17 protein-coding genes and 2 pseudogenes are annotated in these 18,919 nt (G+C 59.0%); 6 read left to right on the top strand and 13 right to left on the bottom strand.

From position 1 onward, the window contains the following. Positions 1-59: 59 nt before the first annotated feature. The 4 genes from J2T09_RS08580 to J2T09_RS08565 are packed head-to-tail and all read right to left on the bottom strand — an operon-like array spanning position 60 to position 4,619. Entirely contained in the window at positions 60-512 is a 453-nt protein-coding gene (locus tag J2T09_RS08580; RefSeq protein ID WP_306833276.1) for a response regulator, read from the bottom strand. After that, complete coding sequence (locus tag J2T09_RS08575; protein ID WP_306833274.1) at positions 467-2,845, bottom strand: PAS domain S-box protein; 2,379 nt, start codon at positions 2,843-2,845, stop codon at positions 467-469. The genes J2T09_RS08580 and J2T09_RS08575 overlap by 46 nt, the downstream gene beginning before the upstream one ends. Continuing rightward, positions 2,842-3,495, bottom strand: a complete 654-nt coding sequence (locus J2T09_RS08570; protein WP_306833272.1) for a response regulator — start codon at positions 3,493-3,495, stop codon at positions 2,842-2,844. Before J2T09_RS08570 ends, J2T09_RS08575 begins: the two co-directional genes overlap by 4 nt. Then, entirely contained in the window at positions 3,492-4,619 is a 1,128-nt protein-coding gene (locus J2T09_RS08565) for a sensor histidine kinase (protein ID WP_306833270.1), read from the bottom strand. Before J2T09_RS08565 ends, J2T09_RS08570 begins: the two co-directional genes overlap by 4 nt. 219 nt (positions 4,620-4,838) lie before the next feature. On the opposite strand from J2T09_RS08565, the gene J2T09_RS08560 reads away from it, so the two are divergent. Beyond that, the gene (locus J2T09_RS08560) at positions 4,839-5,252 is read left to right on the top strand and encodes an SgcJ/EcaC family oxidoreductase (protein WP_373458414.1); all 414 of its coding nucleotides are present in this window, start codon (positions 4,839-4,841) and stop codon (positions 5,250-5,252) included. A gap of 526 nt (positions 5,253-5,778) precedes the next feature. Here the strand turns inward: J2T09_RS08560 and J2T09_RS08555 are convergent. Beyond that, entirely contained in the window at positions 5,779-6,519 is a 741-nt protein-coding gene (locus J2T09_RS08555) for a UTRA domain-containing protein (protein ID WP_306833266.1), read from the bottom strand. 75 nt (positions 6,520-6,594) lie between these two features. Here J2T09_RS08555 and J2T09_RS08550 point away from each other — a divergent pair, with 75 nt between their 5' ends. The 5 genes from J2T09_RS08550 to J2T09_RS08530 all read left to right on the top strand — a co-directional run bounded on the left by J2T09_RS08550 (position 6,595) and on the right by J2T09_RS08530 (position 11,186). After that, positions 6,595-7,644, top strand: coding sequence for an ABC transporter substrate-binding protein (locus J2T09_RS08550; protein WP_306833264.1), 1,050 nt, complete (start codon positions 6,595-6,597; stop codon positions 7,642-7,644). A 92-nt stretch (positions 7,645-7,736) separates the two neighbouring features. Then, positions 7,737-8,561, top strand: a complete 825-nt coding sequence (locus tag J2T09_RS08545; protein WP_306833261.1) for an alkaline phosphatase family protein — start codon at positions 7,737-7,739, stop codon at positions 8,559-8,561. Then, a complete protein-coding gene (locus tag J2T09_RS08540) occupies positions 8,558-9,385 on the top strand; it encodes an ABC transporter permease (protein ID WP_306833259.1) in 828 nt (275 codons plus the stop codon). The genes J2T09_RS08545 and J2T09_RS08540 overlap by 4 nt, the downstream gene beginning before the upstream one ends. Continuing rightward, positions 9,382-10,176, top strand: coding sequence for an ABC transporter permease (locus J2T09_RS08535; RefSeq protein ID WP_306833257.1), 795 nt, complete (start codon positions 9,382-9,384; stop codon positions 10,174-10,176). The genes J2T09_RS08540 and J2T09_RS08535 overlap by 4 nt, the downstream gene beginning before the upstream one ends. Then, on the top strand, positions 10,173-11,186 hold the full coding sequence (locus J2T09_RS08530; RefSeq protein WP_306833255.1) for an ABC transporter ATP-binding protein: 1,014 nt from the start codon (positions 10,173-10,175) through the stop codon (positions 11,184-11,186). Before J2T09_RS08535 ends, J2T09_RS08530 begins: the two co-directional genes overlap by 4 nt. A gap of 136 nt (positions 11,187-11,322) precedes the next feature. On the opposite strand, the gene J2T09_RS08525 is transcribed toward J2T09_RS08530, so the two are convergent. The 8 genes and pseudogenes from J2T09_RS08525 to J2T09_RS08490 all read right to left on the bottom strand — a co-directional run. Then, entirely contained in the window at positions 11,323-12,201 is an 879-nt protein-coding gene (locus J2T09_RS08525; protein WP_306833253.1) for a MurR/RpiR family transcriptional regulator, read from the bottom strand. A 24-nt stretch (positions 12,202-12,225) separates the two neighbouring features. Then, positions 12,226-13,269, bottom strand: a complete 1,044-nt coding sequence (locus J2T09_RS08520; protein WP_306833251.1) for an ABC transporter ATP-binding protein — start codon at positions 13,267-13,269, stop codon at positions 12,226-12,228. Further along, positions 13,266-14,015: a glycerophosphodiester phosphodiesterase family protein gene (locus J2T09_RS08515; RefSeq protein WP_306833248.1), complete on the bottom strand. Its 750-nt coding sequence runs from the start codon at positions 14,013-14,015 to the stop codon at positions 13,266-13,268. The genes J2T09_RS08520 and J2T09_RS08515 overlap by 4 nt, the downstream gene beginning before the upstream one ends. A gap of 16 nt (positions 14,016-14,031) precedes the next feature. Further along, a complete protein-coding gene (locus J2T09_RS08510; RefSeq protein WP_306833247.1) occupies positions 14,032-14,841 on the bottom strand; it encodes a carbohydrate ABC transporter permease in 810 nt (269 codons plus the stop codon). Next, entirely contained in the window at positions 14,831-15,700 is an 870-nt protein-coding gene (locus J2T09_RS08505; RefSeq protein WP_306833245.1) for a carbohydrate ABC transporter permease, read from the bottom strand. Before J2T09_RS08505 ends, J2T09_RS08510 begins: the two co-directional genes overlap by 11 nt. A 58-nt stretch (positions 15,701-15,758) precedes the next feature. Then, positions 15,759-17,018 (bottom strand): ABC transporter substrate-binding protein, encoded by a 1,260-nt coding sequence (locus tag J2T09_RS08500; RefSeq protein ID WP_306833243.1) that lies wholly within the window; start codon positions 17,016-17,018, stop codon positions 15,759-15,761. A gap of 224 nt (positions 17,019-17,242) precedes the next feature. Continuing rightward, positions 17,243-18,262, bottom strand: a pseudogene (locus tag J2T09_RS08495) (Nramp family divalent metal transporter); the annotation flags it as partial. A gap of 108 nt (positions 18,263-18,370) precedes the next feature. Next, a pseudogene (locus J2T09_RS08490) lies at positions 18,371-18,640 on the bottom strand (integrase core domain-containing protein); the annotation flags it as partial. Between the last annotated feature and the right edge of the window lie 279 nt (positions 18,641-18,919).

Raw genomic sequence — 18,919 nt, 5'->3', positions numbered from 1 at the left:
CCATGCCTTGAATTAAGGTCCGAACCGGCTCCGACGGTGCAGGATAAAACGTCAAGTCCTCAGACTTTCCGCTCAGGCTCTGCCACACGCTGCAGTTCGAGAAAAAGAAAACGGGTCTCGAGCAGGTTGACGATGCGCAGCACCGTCTCGACTGCATCCAGCGGCTTGACGAGAAAATCCTTCGCTCCCAGCGACAATGCCCGGCGGCGCGTGCTGATGGAGATGTCCGCCGTCATGACGATGATGGGCGTAAAGCCGCGCGGTCCGACAAGGCGCGAAAACGTCTCCAGCAGCTGAAAGCCGTCGACATGCGGCATCATCAGGTCGAGAAGCACGATATCCGGCTTGATCTCGCGAAACATGTCCGACGCTCTGCGCGGATCGAGCGTCGAGCTGATGTTCCCGAACCCCTCGCGCTGCAGAAGGCGCGTCAACAGCGCCACATTGGCCATCTCATCATCGACGATCAGGATTTTTGCGTCGGCGGGAATGTCGACAGGTCTTGGCTGCATGCAATCTCCTCTACGGATTTGGTGAACAGCCGAAGATCGATCGGCTTGGTAATGTAGGTTGTCGCCTTGGCTGCCATGGCGTTTTGCCGGGTCGCCTGCGTGGCGTCGGCGGTGATAACCACGACCGGAATTGCGCAAGTGCGGGCATCGCTTCGCAGCGCCCTCAGCACATCAAGCCCACTCATGTCCGGCAGATCGAGATCGAGAAGAATGAGGTCCGGCTTGTGCTGGCGGGCCATTACCAGCCCGGATTCACCAAGTATCGCCGGCATCACCTGGCAACCGAACCGACGTGTCATGATGTTTTCGATCAGATCGCGGCTTTGCGGATTGTCTTCAATGCACAGAACGGTCGCGATATTCGCACCCGGCGAAACCGGTATCATTTTCGGTGCAGACCGCATCTCGTCCGCGATCTCCTGATCGGCCGCGATCGGCAGGCCCAGAGAAAAAATGGTGCCGCGCGCCGAGGTCTGCACCAGTTCCAGCCGTCCGCCCATCGCTTCCATGAGATGCCTGGACAGGGCGAGCCCGAGCCCCGTCCCCTCCGTTGCGCCACCGTCCTTGCCCAGGCGCTCGAACGGTTTGAACAAGCGTTCGATACCATCAGGCGCGATGCCGGAGCCGCTGTCGCAGATATCGATCGTCAGCAGCCGCCCGTCCGCACGCCCGACAATCCTGATTTCTCCTCCAACGCGGTTGAACTTTATGGCATTCGAAAGCAGGTTGAGAAGAACCTGCAAAAGCCGCCGTCTATCGGCACTGGTAAAGGCGCGGGAAAGCTGCTCGTCATCCAGATGCAGGCCGATGGCGCGTTCCTCGGCCAATGGCCGGGCGAGCGCCAGGGCCTCCTGAAGAACCTCTGCCGCATGGATCCTGTCGATGGCCAGCTCCATCCGCCCTGCCTCGATCCTTGCCATGTCGAGGACCTCATCGATCAGGCTCAGCAGGTGGCGGCCGGCCGTCAGGATCTGCCGAACGGAAAACTGGTTTTCGGGATCGTCCAGATCCATTTCGAGTATCTGGCCAAAACCGAGGATCGAATTGAGCGGCGTGCGCAACTCATGGCTCATGCGCGACAGAAACTCGCTTTTTGCATGACTGGCACGTTCAGCCTCCCGGCGTGCGGCAAGCAGGGCTTCCTCCGTCTTTTTCCGTTCGGTCATGTCGCGTGTGATCTTGGAAAAGCCACGTGCATTGCCGTGATCATCCTTCAGCGCCGTCACGACGACATTGGCCCAGAAACGCTCGCCATCCTTGCGAAGACGCCAGCCCTCATCCTCGATCCGTCCAAACTCAAGTGCCTGTGCGAGCTCCTGCGCGGGGTGCGTGCCGCGCGTATCCTCAGGGTAAAATTTCGAAAAATGGCCGCCGACGACCTCATCGGCCTTGTATCCGGTGATACGTTCGGCACCGACATTCCAGCTGACGACACGACCCGCCTCGTCGAGGCCGAAAATACCGTAGTCGTGCACACCGTCGACAAGCAGGCGGAACCGTTCCTCGCTTTCGCGCAATGCATCTTCGCGCGCCTTCAGCAGGCGGCTCGCCTCCTGCAGCGCCGCGGCAAGTTCACCGAGTTCATCACGACCCGCAGGGATCGCCTCGAGCTTCTGCCCGCTTGCCAGCTTGTGCGCAGCACTTCGCAGCATACCAACCCGGCGCACGATCCCGTTCGACATCAGCATCATAGCGCTGATGCCTCCGAGCAGCCCGAACAATGCCCCCAGCAGAGTAATCCACCTGGACCGGTCGCGGATGGCATCGGCTTCGTCGGTGCGCACGGCGAGGAGAAAATCCTCCCGTTCGCGCATCTTGCCGATCTCCGCCTGCAGCGTGTCGAGCAGGGCCTTGTTGTCCGTCAGGGTTTTGCGGATCTCTTCCGAAAGGGGCCGCCCCGATCCGTCCGCGGTCCCATGCAGGGAACTGAGACCATCCAGCTTCAGGCGCACGAGCGGCTCCATGCCATCGAGCCGCGCCCGTTGCTCGTCATCCCGGATGAGACGGCGCATGCCGGTAAGGATCGCGGGCAATTCCTTCATCGCCTTGTCGAAGGCCGTCAGGAATGCTTCATCTCCCGTCAGCAGAAAACCGCGTACGCCCGAAGCCGCCTCTGCCAGCAAGGCATGCAGCTCCAGAATGTCCGACTGGATTGAAAACGTCACCCGGACATAGTTTTCCGCCCGGCGGCTTTCGCGTTCGGCCAGAAAAACCGAGGCCAGCGCGATCAGGAAACAGATCAGCGGCACGGCAATGACGATCAACCCCTTGCGTGCCAGCGGCTGATCCAGGAACCGGCGTGAGATGGGTGTAAACAGCCGGGATGCGGTCATAGGCTGTCCTGATCCACCAGCCCTGCCCGAACTGCCATGACTGCGGCCTGCGTCCGATCGGTCACCTGCAGCTTGTCGAGAATGCGTTCGACATGCACCTTGACGGTGCCGGGCGCGATACCGAGCGAGCGGGCGATTTCCTTGTTCGTCTCGCCGGTCGTCAGGCGAACGAGAATTTCCCGCTCTCGCACCGTCAGCCTTTCGATGGCAGCGTCTCCGGCTGGTTCCGGCGAGACCCGGCGAAGCAGGCGACGCATCAGGTCTACATCGAAGAAGGATTGGCCCGCCGCAACATTGGCGATGACCTGCAACAACGCATCGCGCCGGATGTCCTTCAGGGCATAACCGCTGGCCCCGGCCTTGATGGCGGCTTCGAGATAATCGACGCTGTCATGCATGGTCAGCATGATGATAAGGGTTTCGGGTGCGCGCTGACGGATTTCCGCCGCCGCTTCAAGCCCATCCATCCCCCCCATCCGGATATCGAGAAGCGCGATATCGGGGCGAAGCGTTTCGCTGAGCGCAACCGCCGTCATGCCGTCTGCCGCTTCCCCGACGATTTCGAGTTCTGGCGCACTTGCCAATACGGCGACAAGCCCCGACCGTGCGAGCTCATGATCATCAGCGATCAGTATTCTGTAACGGTTCACATGAACTCCTTCAGGGTTACGGAAACCGGAGCACGCGCAATGACGGACGTTCCTCCGCCCGGTTCTGATTGGACGCAGAGCGAGCCGCCGATCAGCGCCATCCGCTCGCGCATGGCGGACATGCCGACACCCTGCCCCCTCTCCCTCGACATCGACAGATCCGCAATGCCCTGGCCGTTATCGGTGATGGCGAGGGAGACGGACTGCGGGTGCTCCGATGCCAGACGCAAATCGATCCGGCTGCAGCCGGAGTGTTTTACGGCATTGGCCAGCGCTTCCTGCGCCACTCTGTAAAGGGTTACCTCGAGCACATCGGACAGGCGGCTTCCACCCAGATCCGCATGAAAGGAAATCTGCACGCAATCGATATCGTCCAGCCGGGCGCGCAGTGCCGCCTCAAGACCCAGATCGTCGAGTTCCGCGGGACGAAGCGCTTCGATGGCACCGCGTACGTCGCCGATGGACATGCGCACGATCTCGATACCGCTTTCGATCGCCTCTTTCGCTGGAGAGGCATCGCTGACGGTCACGCCCGCCGCCTCCAGCCTGAACAGAAGGCTCACCAAAGATTGCGCCACACCATCGTGAAGGTCATAGGCGATCCTGCGCCGCTCCTGCTCCTGCGCGCCAATCATCGCCTTGACCAGGTTTTCGAGATCGCGTTCACGGGCTTTAAGATCGGCTGTCAGCTGCCCCCGAAGAACACGCTGCCTTTCAGAGGCCAGAAAGCCGGCGATCTGATCGGTCACGACCTGGATCGCGTCACGATCGGCTTCTTCGAGCGCGGCAGCAAGGCCGGCAATGCGCAACTCCACCTGCTCGCCGCCGGCCCAGCCCTTGCCGACAAAAGCATGGGCCGTGCTTTCGTTTAAAGCGCCATGTTCCACGCCGTTGGCGGGAAACTGCCAGCGCATATCCGTTTCTGCGCGGATGCTGGCCATGGATGCGCCTGAGAAACCGGCAATGGCCGACAGCGCTCCATGCATCGACGCATCCACAGGGCCGGCGTCGAACATAGTGCGGACATCGACGATCAATCGCAGACGCGCGGCCTTGGCTTCCGCATCGCGATAAAGGCGTCGCAATTCGCGTATGGGAGAATTTATGCCGTCTGGATCGTCCACGATTTTCCGTCTTTTCAATGTTGTGCGTCCGTAAGATAGGCGATCGTCCGTCGTGATCGCATATGCCACTCGGCAGATGCGATCACGGCCAGGCGGCAGACGCCGCATGAGGCGCATCCCGGCATGTTTGGCAGGCCGGCAAGATTGACGCCGGAGAAGTCAAATTCGATGGAGACCGAAATGAAACGACATCTGCTTGCCGCATCCGTGATCGCTCTGATGGCGACGCCTTCCCTTGCACAGGAATGCGCGCCGATTACCCAGGCCGAAGTAGAGCAGTTGTTCGACCGCTGGAATGCATCGCTGGCCACCCTCAGCCCCGAGAATGTCATCGAAAACTATGCAGCGGACGCCGTGCTTCTGCCTACGCTCTCGAACACGCCGCGGCTGACGCAGGACGAGCGCAAGGGCTATTTCGTGGATTTCCTCAAGAAGGAACCAAAGGGCGCAATCGACAGCCGCACGATCAAACTGTCCTGCAACAGTGCGATCGACACCGGCAATTATACCTTCACGCTGACCGACGGCAGCAAGGTTCCGGCACGCTACACGTTCACGTATGAGTTCAAGGATGGAAAGTGGCTGATCTCGTCGCATCACTCCTCCGCCATGCCTGAAAAGCTTGGAAGCTGATCCTGACCTCGGGGGGCGAAGAGTATCTTTTCGCGCATATCCGCAAAGGGAAGCCCAAGTATGAAGCCCGTCCAGGCCGAGGGATGTGAAGAACATAAAAGCGAAAACCTGAAACTCGCCGGTCGGGAAGGCCGGTGAGTTATGCTTTTTCCGTAAAGCCTTAAAAAAACGTACGGAATACTGCGTATCGTCCCACACTTTCATGTGAGCTGTGCATCGACAATAAACTTAGGTATTTGGCTTCAGCGCGCAGATAGAAGGGTTTTCGAACATACCCCAGGCGATGAGACAGAAGACGGCGGCACGCGGCAGGCCATCCCCAGTTAGGGATAGCTAAGCTCGCTCGCAGCAAGTGGAGCTATGAGGCATTCGAAAGAAAGCGACACGGTCATTTCCCGCCTTGATCAAAGAACCGAACTGAAAATTCCGGGAGTGATATCTACCGCTGTTGAGCGGGTAGGAATCCGCGTCCCGTTGCACATTCGAAAATTAGAGATGAAAACAGACCGTGAGAACACGACTTGGCCTAACCAGGGCCGTCTCTCGTATCTATCCTGATAGAAACGGCGTCATGTCGCCAGTATTCGACATCGCAATCCAGAATAAGGCCTGACTGATCACGATTGACGCGCACGATCTGCAAGCCGAACGTGCCGTCGGAACAGCGCAGTTCAGTCGCCGGCATGCCGGTCAAGGAGATCGGGTTGATCTCGAAAGACACGTCACCATATTCCAGCGCATATTTTTCGCGGTACAGATTGGTCAGAGAACCAGTCAGATCCTGCTCCAGAATATCGGAGAACACTGTTTTGTTCAGGTGATGCTCCACGAAAACGACGAGCCGGCCATCCACCCGCCGTCGACGCCGGATACGCCAAAACTCAGTTCCTACGGGCTGTTCCAGCAATGCGCAGATAGCTTCTGGGGCAATAGCGCTGACGGCTTCAATCAGTTCGGTGCTTGCCTGCCGGTTCTGTTCCCGTGTCATGCGCTGAAAGTCCGTCCGCCACAGCGGATTATAGACCAGTCGACGATCCGAAACGAACCACCCTCTGCGATTTTCGCGATAGATGAGACCATCCATTTCGAGATGAGAAAGTGCTTCGCGCAACGTGATGCGTGTCGTCACATAACGTTCCGCCAGTTCGCGCTCAGGCGGCAGCCGTCGATCCACCGCCAGACGACCTTCGGCCAAATCGACTCTGATCGCCTGCTCAAGTTTCGAGGAAGGCTGTGTGATCGTATCGTTCGTGCTGCCGTCAGCCATTCGTCACCCGTCATGCGCCTGTCATCACAGTTTGGCATAGGACCACACATCTGGTCTATACCAATGAGGTGAAACATGTTCCGTCGCACTTTCCTGGCCCTGCCCGCCCTCGGCGTTCTGGCCTATTCCGGCATCGCTGCCGCCAATGACATTGCCGCACTCGAAGAAGGTGCCCGCAAGGAAGGCGCCGTGTACAGTGTCGGCATGCCGGACGGCTGGGCCAACTGGAAGGATACCTGGCAGCAGCTGACCGAGAAATACGGCCTGAAACATTCCGACACTGACATGAGCAGCGGCGAAGAGATCGCCAAGTTCGCCAATGAAGGCGTCAACGCCACCGCCGATATCGGCGACGTCGGCCTTGAATTCGGCCCGATCGCGCTCGCCCGCGGCGTCACCATGCCCTATAAGACTACCACCTGGGACCAGATCCCCGACTGGGCCAAGGATGCCGACGGCAACTGGGTGATTGGTTACACCGGCACGATCGCCTTCCTCGTTTCCGCAGATGTCGCCAACCCGCCGACCTCCTGGGCCGATCTTCTGAAAGGCGACTACAAGGTCACCATGGGCAAGGTCGGTTCTGGCGCACAGGACAATGCCTCGATCCTCGCCGCAGCCGTTTCGCTCGGCGGCAACGAAAAGAACCTGCGCCCGGGCGTTGAACTGTTCCAGAAGCTGGCCGAACAGGGCCGAGTCGTCGGCAGCGGCGTCACCCCGGCATTGATGGAACGCGGCGAAATCCAGGTCGCCCCGCTTTGGGACTTCAACGCGCTGAACTACCGCGACGTCGTCGGCAAGGACAAGTTCAAGGTCATCATCCCGTCTGATGGTTCGGTCACCAGCGGTTATGCAACGATCATCAACAAGCATTCGAAAAACCCGAATGCCGCCAAGTTGACCCGCGAATATATCCTCAGCGACGCCGGCCAGATCAACCTTGCCCGCGGGTACGCCCGCCCGATCCGCTTCGACCATATTGAGCTGCCGGCAGACGCCAAGGAAAAGCTGCTGCCGTCCGACCAGTACAAGGCTGCCCGCCCGATCGACCCGACGCTGTGGACCTCGGAGGCCGCCAAGGAAATCTCGCAGCTGTGGCGCGATCTCGTCGCTCCGAAGATGTAATTCCGGCGACACAATCTTTCGTCAAACATCCCGTCTCGCGGACCGATCCGCGAGACATTCTTGCATTGAATTCAACGAAAAGGACCAGCTTCATGACGAAGCGCACGATCTTCATCATTCTCGATGGCCTCCGGTATTCCACCGCACGCGAATGCCTCGGCTATATGGAAGCTCTGGTCGCGGGCGCTGAAGCGCAGGTCTATCGTGTAGACAGTGAGCTGCCGTCTATTTCCCGCCCGCTTTACGAAACGCTGATGACCGGCCTTCCGCCTGTCGTGCATGGCGTGACCAGCAATGGCGTGGTGCGCCGCTCGAATTTCGACAACGTCTTTTCGCTGGCGCGCAAGGCCGGGCTCGTGACCGCCGCCGCCGCGTATCACTGGTATTTCGAACTCTACAATCAGGCCCCATTCAGCCCGGAATTCCGTCACATCAGCAATTCCGACGGCGGCATACAACATGGCGCCTTTTACTGGCAGGACCATTATCCGGACGATCACCTGTTCGCCGATGCAGACGATCTCATACGCCGGCATGATCCCGATTTCCTGCTGCTGCATCCGATGAACATCGACGATATCGGCCACAAGCATGGCGGCGCCTCCCGCCAGTATCGCGACACCACCCGCAACGCCGCCGATCTTCTCGCCCGTTATGTGCCGCAATGGCGCGCCGCCGGTTATACCATCATCGTCACCAGCGATCACGGCATGAGCGATGACGGCAATCACGGTGGTCCGCACGAGGATGAAGCGACCGTTCCGCTGTATACGATCGGCGCCGACATCTTTACGCTCGATACGGCCGCCCAACCGAAACAGACCGAGCTTGCCGGTCTGATCTGCGAACTGCTCGGCATCGAAAATCACGGCCTTTCCGTCCCTGCCCTGCTGAACCGGGATGTGGCTCGCCCATGAGCCACCACGCCTCTCCGGCCATGAAGCTTCTGGCCGCGCCCTTTCTTCTCATGCTGGCGGCACTGGTCGTCTGGCCGCTGGCAACCGTCCTGATCGACAGCTTCAGCAAAGGCGGCGTCTGGTCACTCGGAAACTACGCCGAAATCCTCACCAGCGCCTATTACGGCCAGAGTTTTGTCAATTCACTGCTGATCTCTGCCGTGACGACGGCGATCGGCGTGCTGTTCGGTTTCCTGATCGCCGTCAGCCTTCGTTATCGCAGCGGCGGCACGCGCCGCATCGCCATGGCGCTGGCCAATATCGGCGCCAATCTTGCTGGCGTGCCGCTGGCCATGGCGCTGATCTTCCTTCTCGGCCTGAACGGCACACTGACAATCGTGCTGAAAGCATCTGGGCTGATCGGCTCATTCAACGTCTATTCGTTGACGGGTCTGATCATCGCCTACTGCTATTTTCAGATCGCTCTTGCGGTCCTGCTGATCATCCCTGTTCTCGACGGCATCGAGACGGAGCTTGAGGAAGCCGCGAGCCTCATCGGGGTCGGCACCACCCGCTTCTGGTTGCGTGTCGGTTTGCCGGTGGTTGGCCGACAGATGGTCGCCATCACCACGCTCCTGTTCGCCAATGCCATGGGCACCTATGCGACGACGCTGGCGCTCACCGGTACCAGCGTCAATGTCATCACCATCCGCATCAGCGAACTCGTTTCGGGTGACGTATTTTCCGATCCGAACCTCGCCAACGCCATCGCCATCGCGCTGTTTCTGGTTCTGCTCGTGCCCATCGTCGTCAGCCAACTCCTTCTGAAAGGCGACAAGCGATGACAACGACCCGACATCCGGCGCTGACCACAACCCTCTGGTTTGCAGCAATCCTCCTGCTGCTGCCGGTCCTTGCCACGTTTCTCAACTCGATCGCCACCGGTTGGACCGGCGGAATTCTGCCGAGCGGCCTGTCGCTCGACGCCTATCAGACCATTCTTTTGGACGCTCGGTTTCAGTCAGCCTTGCTGCGTTCCACCATTGTCGCCGGACTGGCCCTGTTTCTGGCCTGCTTGCTGATTGTGCCCGCCGTCATCGCCGCCCACTTCTATTGGCCGACACTCGACACCTGGATGGCGCGGCTGGTCATCCTGCCCTACGCGGTCCCCACCATCATCCTCATGGTCGGTTATCTCCGCGTCTTTTCCGCACCGCCCCTGCAGCTCGGCGGACAGCCGATCGTCCTCGTCCTGACATATGTGCCGCTCTGTTTTCCGATGTTTTATATCAACGTCAAGAACAGCCTGCAGGCACTCGATACGACAGAGCTTTTCGAAGCCGGCCGTCTGCTCGGCATCAGCGATGCGAGACTTTTGCGCCGTGTCATCCTGCCGTCGATCTTTCCGGGCATTGCCCTTGCGATCGTTCTCAATTTTGCAGGCCTGATGAGCGAATTCGTCTACGCCCGCATGCTGGTCGGCGGCCAGTTCGAAACGCTGCAGATGTACATGTTCGCGCAGCGCGACCTCAGCGGCCGCCTGTCGAGCGTCATCGTCACCGTCTACTTCCTCATCACGCTTCTCATCACCTTCGCCGCGTTCCGGCTCGTCTGGCGAACGGAGACAAAATCATGACCTATCTCGACCTCTCCGCTATCGGCCTGCGCTACGGCGACAATGTCATACTCGATGGCATCGATCTTTCCGTGGAGCAGGGCGAAATGCATGTCCTGCTCGGCCCTTCCGGCTGTGGCAAGACCACGCTTCTGCGCTCCATCGCCGGACTGGTTCAGCCGGACAGAGGCGCGATCCATCTCGCTGGCCGTGCCATCGAAATGCTGCATCCGAAAGATCGCGGCATCGGCATGGTGTTTCAACATTACGCGCTGTTTCCGAATATGACCGTTCGCCAGAACCTTGCCTTCGGGCTCGAACAGCGCCGTCTTGTCCGCAAGGTGATCGACGAGAAGATCGATGCGGTTCTGGAGATCGTTTCGCTGCAGAACAAGGCGGATGCCCGTCCACGCCAGCTTTCCGGCGGACAGAAACAGCGGGTGGCGCTCGCCCGCGCGCTTGTGCTCGAACCCTCGCTGCTTTTGCTGGACGAACCCTTGTCGGCGCTCGACGCACAGATCCGTAAACGCCTGCGGGACGAGTTGAAGCGCATCCAGCGCCGGACGGGCCTGACCAGTATTCTCGTCACCCACGATCAGGACGAGGCACTGTCGCTCGGCGATCGGATTTCGGTGATGAACAACGGCCGGATCACCCAGACGGCATCAGGGCCGGAAATTTTCTATCGCCCAGCCGATTTGTTCGTTGCCAAATTCATCGGCAATGCCAATATCCTGACCGCAGCAGAATTCAGCCGCCTCATCGGCCGGGATTTCGATCAAACGGCAATCATCCATCCTCACGTGTTCAAAATCGGCAAGGCGTCGGAAGGTTCAAATCTATTCGAGGTTGCGGCGACTGTTGTCGAAACGGTGGCTGCCGGTAATGTTGTGCGATACGTGATGCAGGCAAACGGCATTATGTTCAATGTCGAAGCGCAGAGTGCCATGAACGAAGAGTGTCTAGCTGCTGGCACAGGCACGACTTTGAGCATAAATCCGTCAAATGGTCATTTTTTAAAGGAAAATTGACGTCAGGGGCTTTGGACAATCTTCTTGCTGTAGCACCTTGATGGGCATCGAACCATCGGCCATTATGTTCGACGGTCCCCCAACTGCTGAAATCTGAAACCATCATGGGCGCAGGTGATCAGGAGTATATGTCCCTTTAGCCAGTCGCCAGACCTGACGTCGCCCTGAACGTTTTGAACTCACTAAGTGATTTTATCGAGCGACCATCATCTATGGAGGCGAGATCCAGAATAACGGCATTTGCGATGGTCATAGGCACTACGAGCGATTGCGATTCACCCGGATCGCCTCGCGAGACCAGGATTTGATGGTGAGGTGCCGGATCGATCCGCGTGCCTCCTACATCCGTTACCGCCAGTGTTTTCGCTCCCCGTTGTGCCGCAATCTCGCGCACTTCCTGCAGAAGGGGCGGCGCTCTTCGGAACGCGAGCAGCCAGACGACATCCTGCGCAGACAAGGTGGACAGCATTTCAGTCAGCTGGTGCATCTGGCTGCCAAGATCGACCGCTTCGTAACCGGACCGGTTCAGGCGAAGAGCGATCAGAGACGACAGGGCCGCAAAATGCCCCCGCCCGAAGACAAAAATCCGGCGACTGTCGCGAAGACTGGTCGAGAATGCGCGAATATCCGCATCGGAGACGCTGTTGCGCGCCTGCTGCAGTGCGGCGATCTCGCTGTCCAGCACCGATGCCAGCAAACCATCGCTTTCGGCCTTCACAAGGCGCGCGGCCATGCGTGCGGCAGGGTTTTCGAAATCGCCGCCGCCTTCGGTCAGGCTGGACTGCAGAAATCCACGAAACTCCGGATAGCCCTTGAAGCCGAGCCGACGCGCGAGCCTGACCGCCGAGGCGGGATGCACCCCTGCCCGCGAAGAAACATCCTTGCCGTTTTCCATCGCCGCACGGATCGGATCCTGTATCAGCACATCAAGCAGGCGCGTATCGGCGTCGGTCAACCGCGTCGAATGGCGGCTGATGAGATCGCTCAGTGCGAGCGGTGTATCCTGCTTGTCCATCGGCGTCTCAAGGCTTGGCTATGGTTACGGCTGCTTTGCAACCGGAAGATCAACACGGTCGCCATTCTGGCTATCGAAAAACAGCGCGCGGTCAAGATCGAAAGCAATCCAGAATTGTTCGCTATTCTTCGGCAGGTCCTGTCGCGGCGCGGACACGGTCAGACGTCCAGCCGGGCTTTCACAATGAAGAAGCATGTCGGCGCCGGTCATTTCGGACAGAAGCAGATGCGCCTCGAGCGCAGGCTGGGCCGGCTTCTCAGCATGGACAGAAAGAATTTCAGGACGCAGTCCGGCCGTCAGTCCTCGGGGGCCGTTCCAGTCAGGCAACCTGTCGGCGGCGACGAAATTCATCGGCGGGCTGCCGAGGAAACTTGCCACGAAACGATTGGCGGGCCGGTCATAGATCACATCCGGGCGATCGAACTGCAGGAGATGGCCATCCTTCATGACCGCGATGCGATCCGCCAGAGAGAGCGCCTCCGTCTGATCGTGGGTGACATAAACCATGGTCGCGCCGAGCTGCCGGTGAAGTTCCTTTATCTCGGTGCGCATGGTGATGCGAAGAGCATTGTCGAGATTGGAGAGCGGCTCATCCATCAGGAAGATCGAGGCATTGCGGGCCATCGCCCGCCCCATCGCAACGCGCTGACGCTGGCCACCGGACAAAGCTGCAGGCTTGCGATCGAGATAAGCCTCCAGTTGCAGTGTTTTCGCGACATTTTGAGCGCGCTCATTACGCTCCGCCTTTTTCATGCCGCGCAGTTCCAGACCGAAGGCAATGTTTTCGCGCACGGTCATATGCGGATAAAGCGCGTAGTTTTGAAAAATCATCGCGATGTCGCGATCCTGCGGTGCCAGATCATTGGCACGGCGCCCGCCAATTTCGATCGTGCCGTCTTCGCAGCGATCAAGCCCGGCGATCAGGCGCAAAAGCGTGGACTTGCCGCAGCCGGACGGGCCGACGATCACCACGAATTCGCCCGGCTGGATATCGAGTGAGACGCCGTGGAGAACCTGGGGACCGTTGACATAGGCCTTGCGAATGTCGCGCAGAGAAATCCCGCTCATACCGACGCCTCCCCGCGATGTTCGGCACGGACCGCAATCGCAAGCGTCGGCCGGTCCGTGGTAAAAACCTTCACGCCGAGATCGAGCGCCTTGATGATTTGCTCTCGGGTGTGGGCGGCCCAGCAGCCGAAATCGAGGCCGGCGGCCTGCACCTTTGCCATCAGCTCCGCATCGGCGGTATCGATATGGACACCGATCTCGGGAATGCCGTGGGCAATTGCCGTCTCGATCACGGCGTCCGGCCCAAGTTGCCGCAGGACCGGCGGACTGACGAGCCATAGTCTGGGACGGCCGCTCGCTTTTCCGATCTCGTCCATGGAGGCGACAAGGAAGGATGAAAACGTGGTCCGCTCGAGCATGGAATGACGCTTCAATTCCTCAACGACGGAGGCGACGAAACCTTTATACGGAAGCCCGTCCGTGCCCGGCTTTATCTCGCAGCGGAAATTCACGTGGCTGCCTGCATAAAGCGCGCACAATTCCCCAAGCGTCATCGGGTGGCTGCCGGCACCGTAACGGATCGTCGCCGCCTTGACCTCGGCCAGCGTCATGTCTGCGATGGCGCCTGTCATATCCGTGGTGGCATCGAGCGTGGCGTCATGATGGACGACGATGGCGCCATCGGCCGTCGGGTGAAGATCGAACTCGACTTCTTCGAGCGCCATGGCGGCGGTGGCGGCAAAACCGTGTGGCGTGCTGTCGCCGAATTCCAGCGTACCACCGCGATGGGATGCAATGCGTGTCATGTGAAAATATCCTGGATTACTTGACGGCGCCCATGGTGATGCCGCGCACGAGATGGCGCTCCACCAGAAGGAAACCGAGGAGAACGGGAAGAATGGTGATCGTCGACGCGGCCATGACCAGCGGCCAGTCGATCAGGCCTTCACCGGGGTTGATGCGGTAAAGGCGGGCAAGGCCGATCTGCAGCGTGTAGAGGTCCTGCTTGCCGACAGCGACCAGCGGCCAGATGTAATTGTTCCATTCCGTGATGAAGATATAGAGCGCCATGGAGGCAATCGCCGGGCGCGACAAAGGCACGATGATGCGCCAGAGAACCTGCAGCGACGTTGCGCCATCCATGTAAGCCGCTTCATCCAGCGCCTTCGGAATGCCGCGAATATACTGACGCAGGAAGAAAGCGGCAAAACCGTTGGAAATCGCCGGCAGGATGAGGCCGGCATAACTGTCCAGCAGCCCGACCTTCGCCAGTGTCAGATAGTTCGGAATGAGGCTGATATGGCTCGGGATCATCAGGGTCGCGACGGTGGCCGCGAACAGGAAATTGCCGCCCCGGAATGAATACCGGGCAAAAGCGTAGGCTGCCATGGTGGCAAAGGTGATGCCGATAAGCGTCACCAGTCCCGAGACGATCAGGCTATTCAGCAGGTAGCGCGCGAAATTGTATTGCCCGACTGCGCGCGCATAATTGTCGAGGGTGAAACCGAGTTGGCCGGCATAATAGGCGTCCACCGTCTGGAACGACATCCAGATCGAATAGAGCACCGGCGACAGGAACAGCAGGCCGGCGACCAGCGCCAGCCCGGCAAGGATTGGGTTTTCAGGCTTCATAATGCACCTTCCGGCCGATGATGCGCGATTTCAGGATGGCGAGGCCGACCAGCAGGATGAACAGCAGCACCGCCAGCGCCGATCCACGGCCGATATCGAACAGCACGAAGCCGATCTCGTAGAGAAGGTTGACGAGCATGTCGGTAGCACCCGCCGGCCCACCTTTCGTCATGACGTTGACGATGGTGAAAACCTGAAAGGCTTCGATGACCGATATGATCAGCAGAAAATAGGTGGTCGGCATGACCAGCGGCATGGTGATGCGGCGAAACATATGCAGGCGCTTGCCGCCATCGACGGCTGCCGCGTCATAAAGTTCGCGCGGGATTGCCTGCAGGCCGGCGATATAGATGACGATGTCATAACCGATCTGCTTCCAGGTGTTGACGAAGATCAGCACCCAGAGGGCCAGATGCGGATTTTGCAGCCACTGAACCTTGCCCAGACCGAATGTGCCAAGGATGGCGTTGACCATGCCGTAGTCGGTCGAAAAGACCCAAGAAAACACGACCGCGATGGACACGGTCGACGTGACCGAGGGCAGAAACAACGCACCGCGCAGCAGCCGCACATGCATGCTTTCGCGCACGAGATAGTTCGCGATTACCAGCGCAAGGCCAAGCCGAAGCGGCACGGACAGGACGGCGAACAGCGTCGTCACCCAAAGCGAGTTCCAGAGGTCACGGGAAGCGAGTAGCTGCTCGTAATTGCGAAAGCCGACAAACGGCATGTCCGGGGAGAGGAAATTCCATTCGCGAAAGCTGAGATTGAGGCTTGCGAGAATGGGAATGTAGGTGAACAGCGCGATGAAGATCATCAGCGGCGCCACGAACAGATAAGGCGTAAGCTTGCGGAGCATGGAACGACTGCACCGACAGACGCTAAAGGCGTCCGCCGGTGCCCTTCTACAGAGAGGATCAGTTGCTGACGCGTTTTTCTTCGGCGCGCGTCTGCGCAGCAAAGTCCTTCATGGTTTCCTCGACATTGCGCTGACCGAGCGCCATGGCTTCCCACATCTTGTATTCGGTGGTGCGCATCCAGGTGACGACGGTGGTGCGGGCGCGGCCATGGGCAACCGGCAGGGATTCGATCGCCACATCAATGCCGGGCTGGGTGGCAAGCGCTTCCTTGGCGACCGGCAAGGCCGCGCTTTTCTTGTTGATCGGCAGGTAACCGGTGCCGGCAAACCAGGTCGCATTGGCCTCAGGCGATGCGGCATAGCTGATGAACTTGTAGGCTGCGTCCTGCACGTCCTTTTCCGACGTCGACATGATGCCGATGCCGGCGCCGCCGATCGGAACCGAACAGGCCTTGTTGCAGGGCATCGGGCGAACGACGAGATTGTCGCCCAGCGCCTTCTTGGCGCCGACATAGTTGCCGGTCGAGTTCATCATGATGCCGACCTTCTTGGCGAGGAAGGCATCACGGCCATTATCCTCATCGGTCACGCCATCGGGCGAGGAAACCTTGTCATCCTTCACAAGCGACGTCATCCACTGATAGGCCTCGATCGTATTGGGCTTGTCGAGAAGGATTTCGCCAGTCTTCGGGTCCACCATCTCGCTGTCATTGGCCATAACCAGGCCCCAACGCGCGAACTGGCCGGGTGCAGCAATGCCGGAAACGCCTTCCGAACCGAGCTTTTCGCTGATCGTCTTGGCGGCGGCGGTGATCTCTTCGAACGTCTTCAGCGGGGTGTCGGCGGAAAGACCGGCGCGCGCAAAGATATCCTTGTTGAAATACAGCACCGGCGTCGAGGAATTGAACGGCACGACGTAATTCTTGCCGTCGATGACGCCGACTTCGCGCGCGTAATCGTAAAGATCGTCCTTCAGCGGATCGGCATCGAAATAGGGTGTCAGATCGGTGAGCAGCTTGTTGTTGGCAAACAGGCCGTAACGGGTGACTTCGAGGATCACCGCATCGGGAGCGCGACGCGCCGGAATGGCGGCCTGCAGCTTGGCGATGATGTCATTATAGTTGCCGACATATTCGGCTTCGATATCGATATCCGGATTGGCGGCCTCAAAACCGGCGATAACCTTGTCGAGCGCTTCGCCGTTGGACTTGTTGAAGCTGTGCCAAAATTTTACCGTCGTCGCCGCTTCGGCCACGCCCATGCTGGCAAGCAGGGCAATCATGCTAGCCGCGATGGCAGTCTGCAATTTCTGTGACATCCGTACCTCCTGTGCAAAAACAATTGCAATGACGGCGATCTAGCAATTGCAGGAGACAGTTTCGTGAATGCCACAAGACGATTTGATGACAGAGCTCAGAAGACGCTGATCTATTGCGGAAGAGATGTGGAGAGTGTTCTTGTTTTGCGGTCTTGAAGGGATCTGAACCCTCAACCCACACATTGGGAGAGAACAAAACGTGGCAACGATCCGGGCGGATGCGCCTAGCCGATGAAATCCACCAGCAGCTTGACGTTCAACCAGGCGATCACGGACGCGACGAACCATGCGAGCCCACTCAGTCAGCGGTGCCACCATCTCGCCCATCTTGCGCCTGTCGGCGGGAACATCACCATCGGGAACACAGCGGACGAGAGCTGAAGGCTGAGCACGCCCTGCGTCAGGATCAGAAGTTTTGCGGTGCCACGGGTGATCAGGCGCCGCACCCATGGTGCGAGCTTGACATCGAGGAACCCCTCCATAACGATCTGCCCGGCAAGCGTTGCGGTCACTGTCGAATTGATACCGCAGCAGAGAAGCGCGATGCCGAACAGGGTCGGCGCGATGGCAAATCCGATCAGCGGAGACAGCAGGCTGTGCGCTTCGCCCAATTCTGCCGCCTCGGTGCGACCGCCTGCATAGAAGGCTGAGGCTGCAAGGATCAGAATCGAGGCGTTGATCAGCAGCGCAAACATCATAGCGACAATAGAGTCGATCGTCGCGAACTTCAGCGCCTCTTGCTTTTCCGGCAAGGTCTCGCCATAGGCGCGTGTCTGCACGATACCCGAGTGGAGATAGAGATTATGCGGCATAACCGTCGCACCAAGAATACCGAGAGCGAGGTAGAGCGTCTCAGGGTTGGTGACGATTTCGATGATCGACGCAAAGCCGCGGATTACCTGACCCCAATCCGGATCCGCTATGCCGATCTGGATCGCAAAGCATGCTGCGATGACACCCAAGAGGCCGATCACAAAAGCCTCGAGCCAACGGAAACCGAGCTTTTGCAGATAGAGGATCAGGAAAACACCCAGCGCTCTAATTATTACGCCGTGTTCCAGCAGAATTCCGAATATCAGGTTGAGACCAATGGCTCTGCCGATCACCTCCGCAATGTCGGTGGCGATGATGGCGATCTCGGCGAATAGCCAGAGCATGTAGGCGATGGGTCGCGGGAAAGCGTCGTGACAGGCCTGCGCCAGATCGCGGCGTGAGGCGATCGCCAGTCGAGCACAACACGCTTGCGGCCTGCGTTCTCGACAAACGGCCACCAAGAACAGCGGCAGCCATTTTTTCTCGACGCAAAGGCGTCAGTCGGGCATTTTTGTGAATGTGACCTGCCAACTGAAGTTTCATCCGGCTGCGATTAGAGCCTTAGCGTTTTTTGATAAGCCATATGGCGCGATAGGAGCAACCGGCGTAGAAGCAAAGCTCACACATTGCGTAGCGTTGGAGCCGGTTGCGGCGATGATCCCGGCATAGTCGGCCGGGGTCTGGTATCCGAGCGATGAGTGCGGCCGGAAATTGTTGTAGTCGTCAGCCCATTCCGCGATGGCACTGCGGGCATGATCGAGCCCAAAGAACAGGCTCTCGTTGAGCAGCTCGTCGCGCATGCGGCGGTTGCGCTCAAGCTCGCGCACTCGATCTTCCAGCTTCTTCACCTCGGAATTGCCAATCACTGGCTCCTAAGAATCGACGGCCACCGCACCTCCCTCGCTCAGGAGCCTACGCCAGCGATACAAAAGGTTTGGCGCAATGGCCTGCTGCCGGTTTTTAGTGTCAATCGGCTCGGAATGTTGACCTCTTATCGGCGTCCAATATTGGGTCTGACTCATTCTCGATGATGTTTCGGATTCTACTGGCCTGGTTTCCAATGGAGAATCAGCGCCATGCGAGCCCAT

Origin of the sequence: Neorhizobium huautlense (assembly GCF_030811685.1) — a bacterium.
Lineage (GTDB): Bacteria > Pseudomonadota > Alphaproteobacteria > Rhizobiales > Rhizobiaceae > Neorhizobium > Neorhizobium huautlense_A.
This window is presented reverse-complemented; position numbering and strand designations above follow the sequence as displayed.

Bases quoted from the DNA above. Each gene is read 5' to 3' on its own strand.
- J2T09_RS08580 (WP_306833276.1), bottom strand. From the start codon at position 512: ATGCAGCCAAGACCTGTCGACATTCCCGCCGACGCAAAAATCCTGATC.
- J2T09_RS08575 (WP_306833274.1), bottom strand. From the start codon at position 2,845: ATGACCGCATCCCGGCTGTTTACACCCATCTCACGCCGGTTCCTGGAT.
- J2T09_RS08560 (WP_373458414.1), top strand. From the start codon at position 4,839: ATGGCGACGCCTTCCCTTGCACAGGAATGCGCGCCGATTACCCAGGCC.
- J2T09_RS08555 (WP_306833266.1), bottom strand. From the start codon at position 6,519: ATGGCTGACGGCAGCACGAACGATACGATCACACAGCCTTCCTCGAAA.
- J2T09_RS08550 (WP_306833264.1), top strand. From the start codon at position 6,595: ATGTTCCGTCGCACTTTCCTGGCCCTGCCCGCCCTCGGCGTTCTGGCC.
- J2T09_RS08545 (WP_306833261.1), top strand. From the start codon at position 7,737: ATGACGAAGCGCACGATCTTCATCATTCTCGATGGCCTCCGGTATTCC.
- J2T09_RS08540 (WP_306833259.1), top strand. From the start codon at position 8,558: ATGAGCCACCACGCCTCTCCGGCCATGAAGCTTCTGGCCGCGCCCTTT.
- J2T09_RS08535 (WP_306833257.1), top strand. From the start codon at position 9,382: ATGACAACGACCCGACATCCGGCGCTGACCACAACCCTCTGGTTTGCA.
- J2T09_RS08530 (WP_306833255.1), top strand. From the start codon at position 10,173: ATGACCTATCTCGACCTCTCCGCTATCGGCCTGCGCTACGGCGACAAT.
- J2T09_RS08525 (WP_306833253.1), bottom strand. From the start codon at position 12,201: ATGGACAAGCAGGATACACCGCTCGCACTGAGCGATCTCATCAGCCGC.
- J2T09_RS08520 (WP_306833251.1), bottom strand. From the start codon at position 13,269: ATGAGCGGGATTTCTCTGCGCGACATTCGCAAGGCCTATGTCAACGGT.
- J2T09_RS08515 (WP_306833248.1), bottom strand. From the start codon at position 14,015: ATGACACGCATTGCATCCCATCGCGGTGGTACGCTGGAATTCGGCGAC.
- J2T09_RS08510 (WP_306833247.1), bottom strand. From the start codon at position 14,841: ATGAAGCCTGAAAACCCAATCCTTGCCGGGCTGGCGCTGGTCGCCGGC.
- J2T09_RS08505 (WP_306833245.1), bottom strand. From the start codon at position 15,700: ATGCTCCGCAAGCTTACGCCTTATCTGTTCGTGGCGCCGCTGATGATC.
- J2T09_RS08500 (WP_306833243.1), bottom strand. From the start codon at position 17,018: ATGTCACAGAAATTGCAGACTGCCATCGCGGCTAGCATGATTGCCCTG.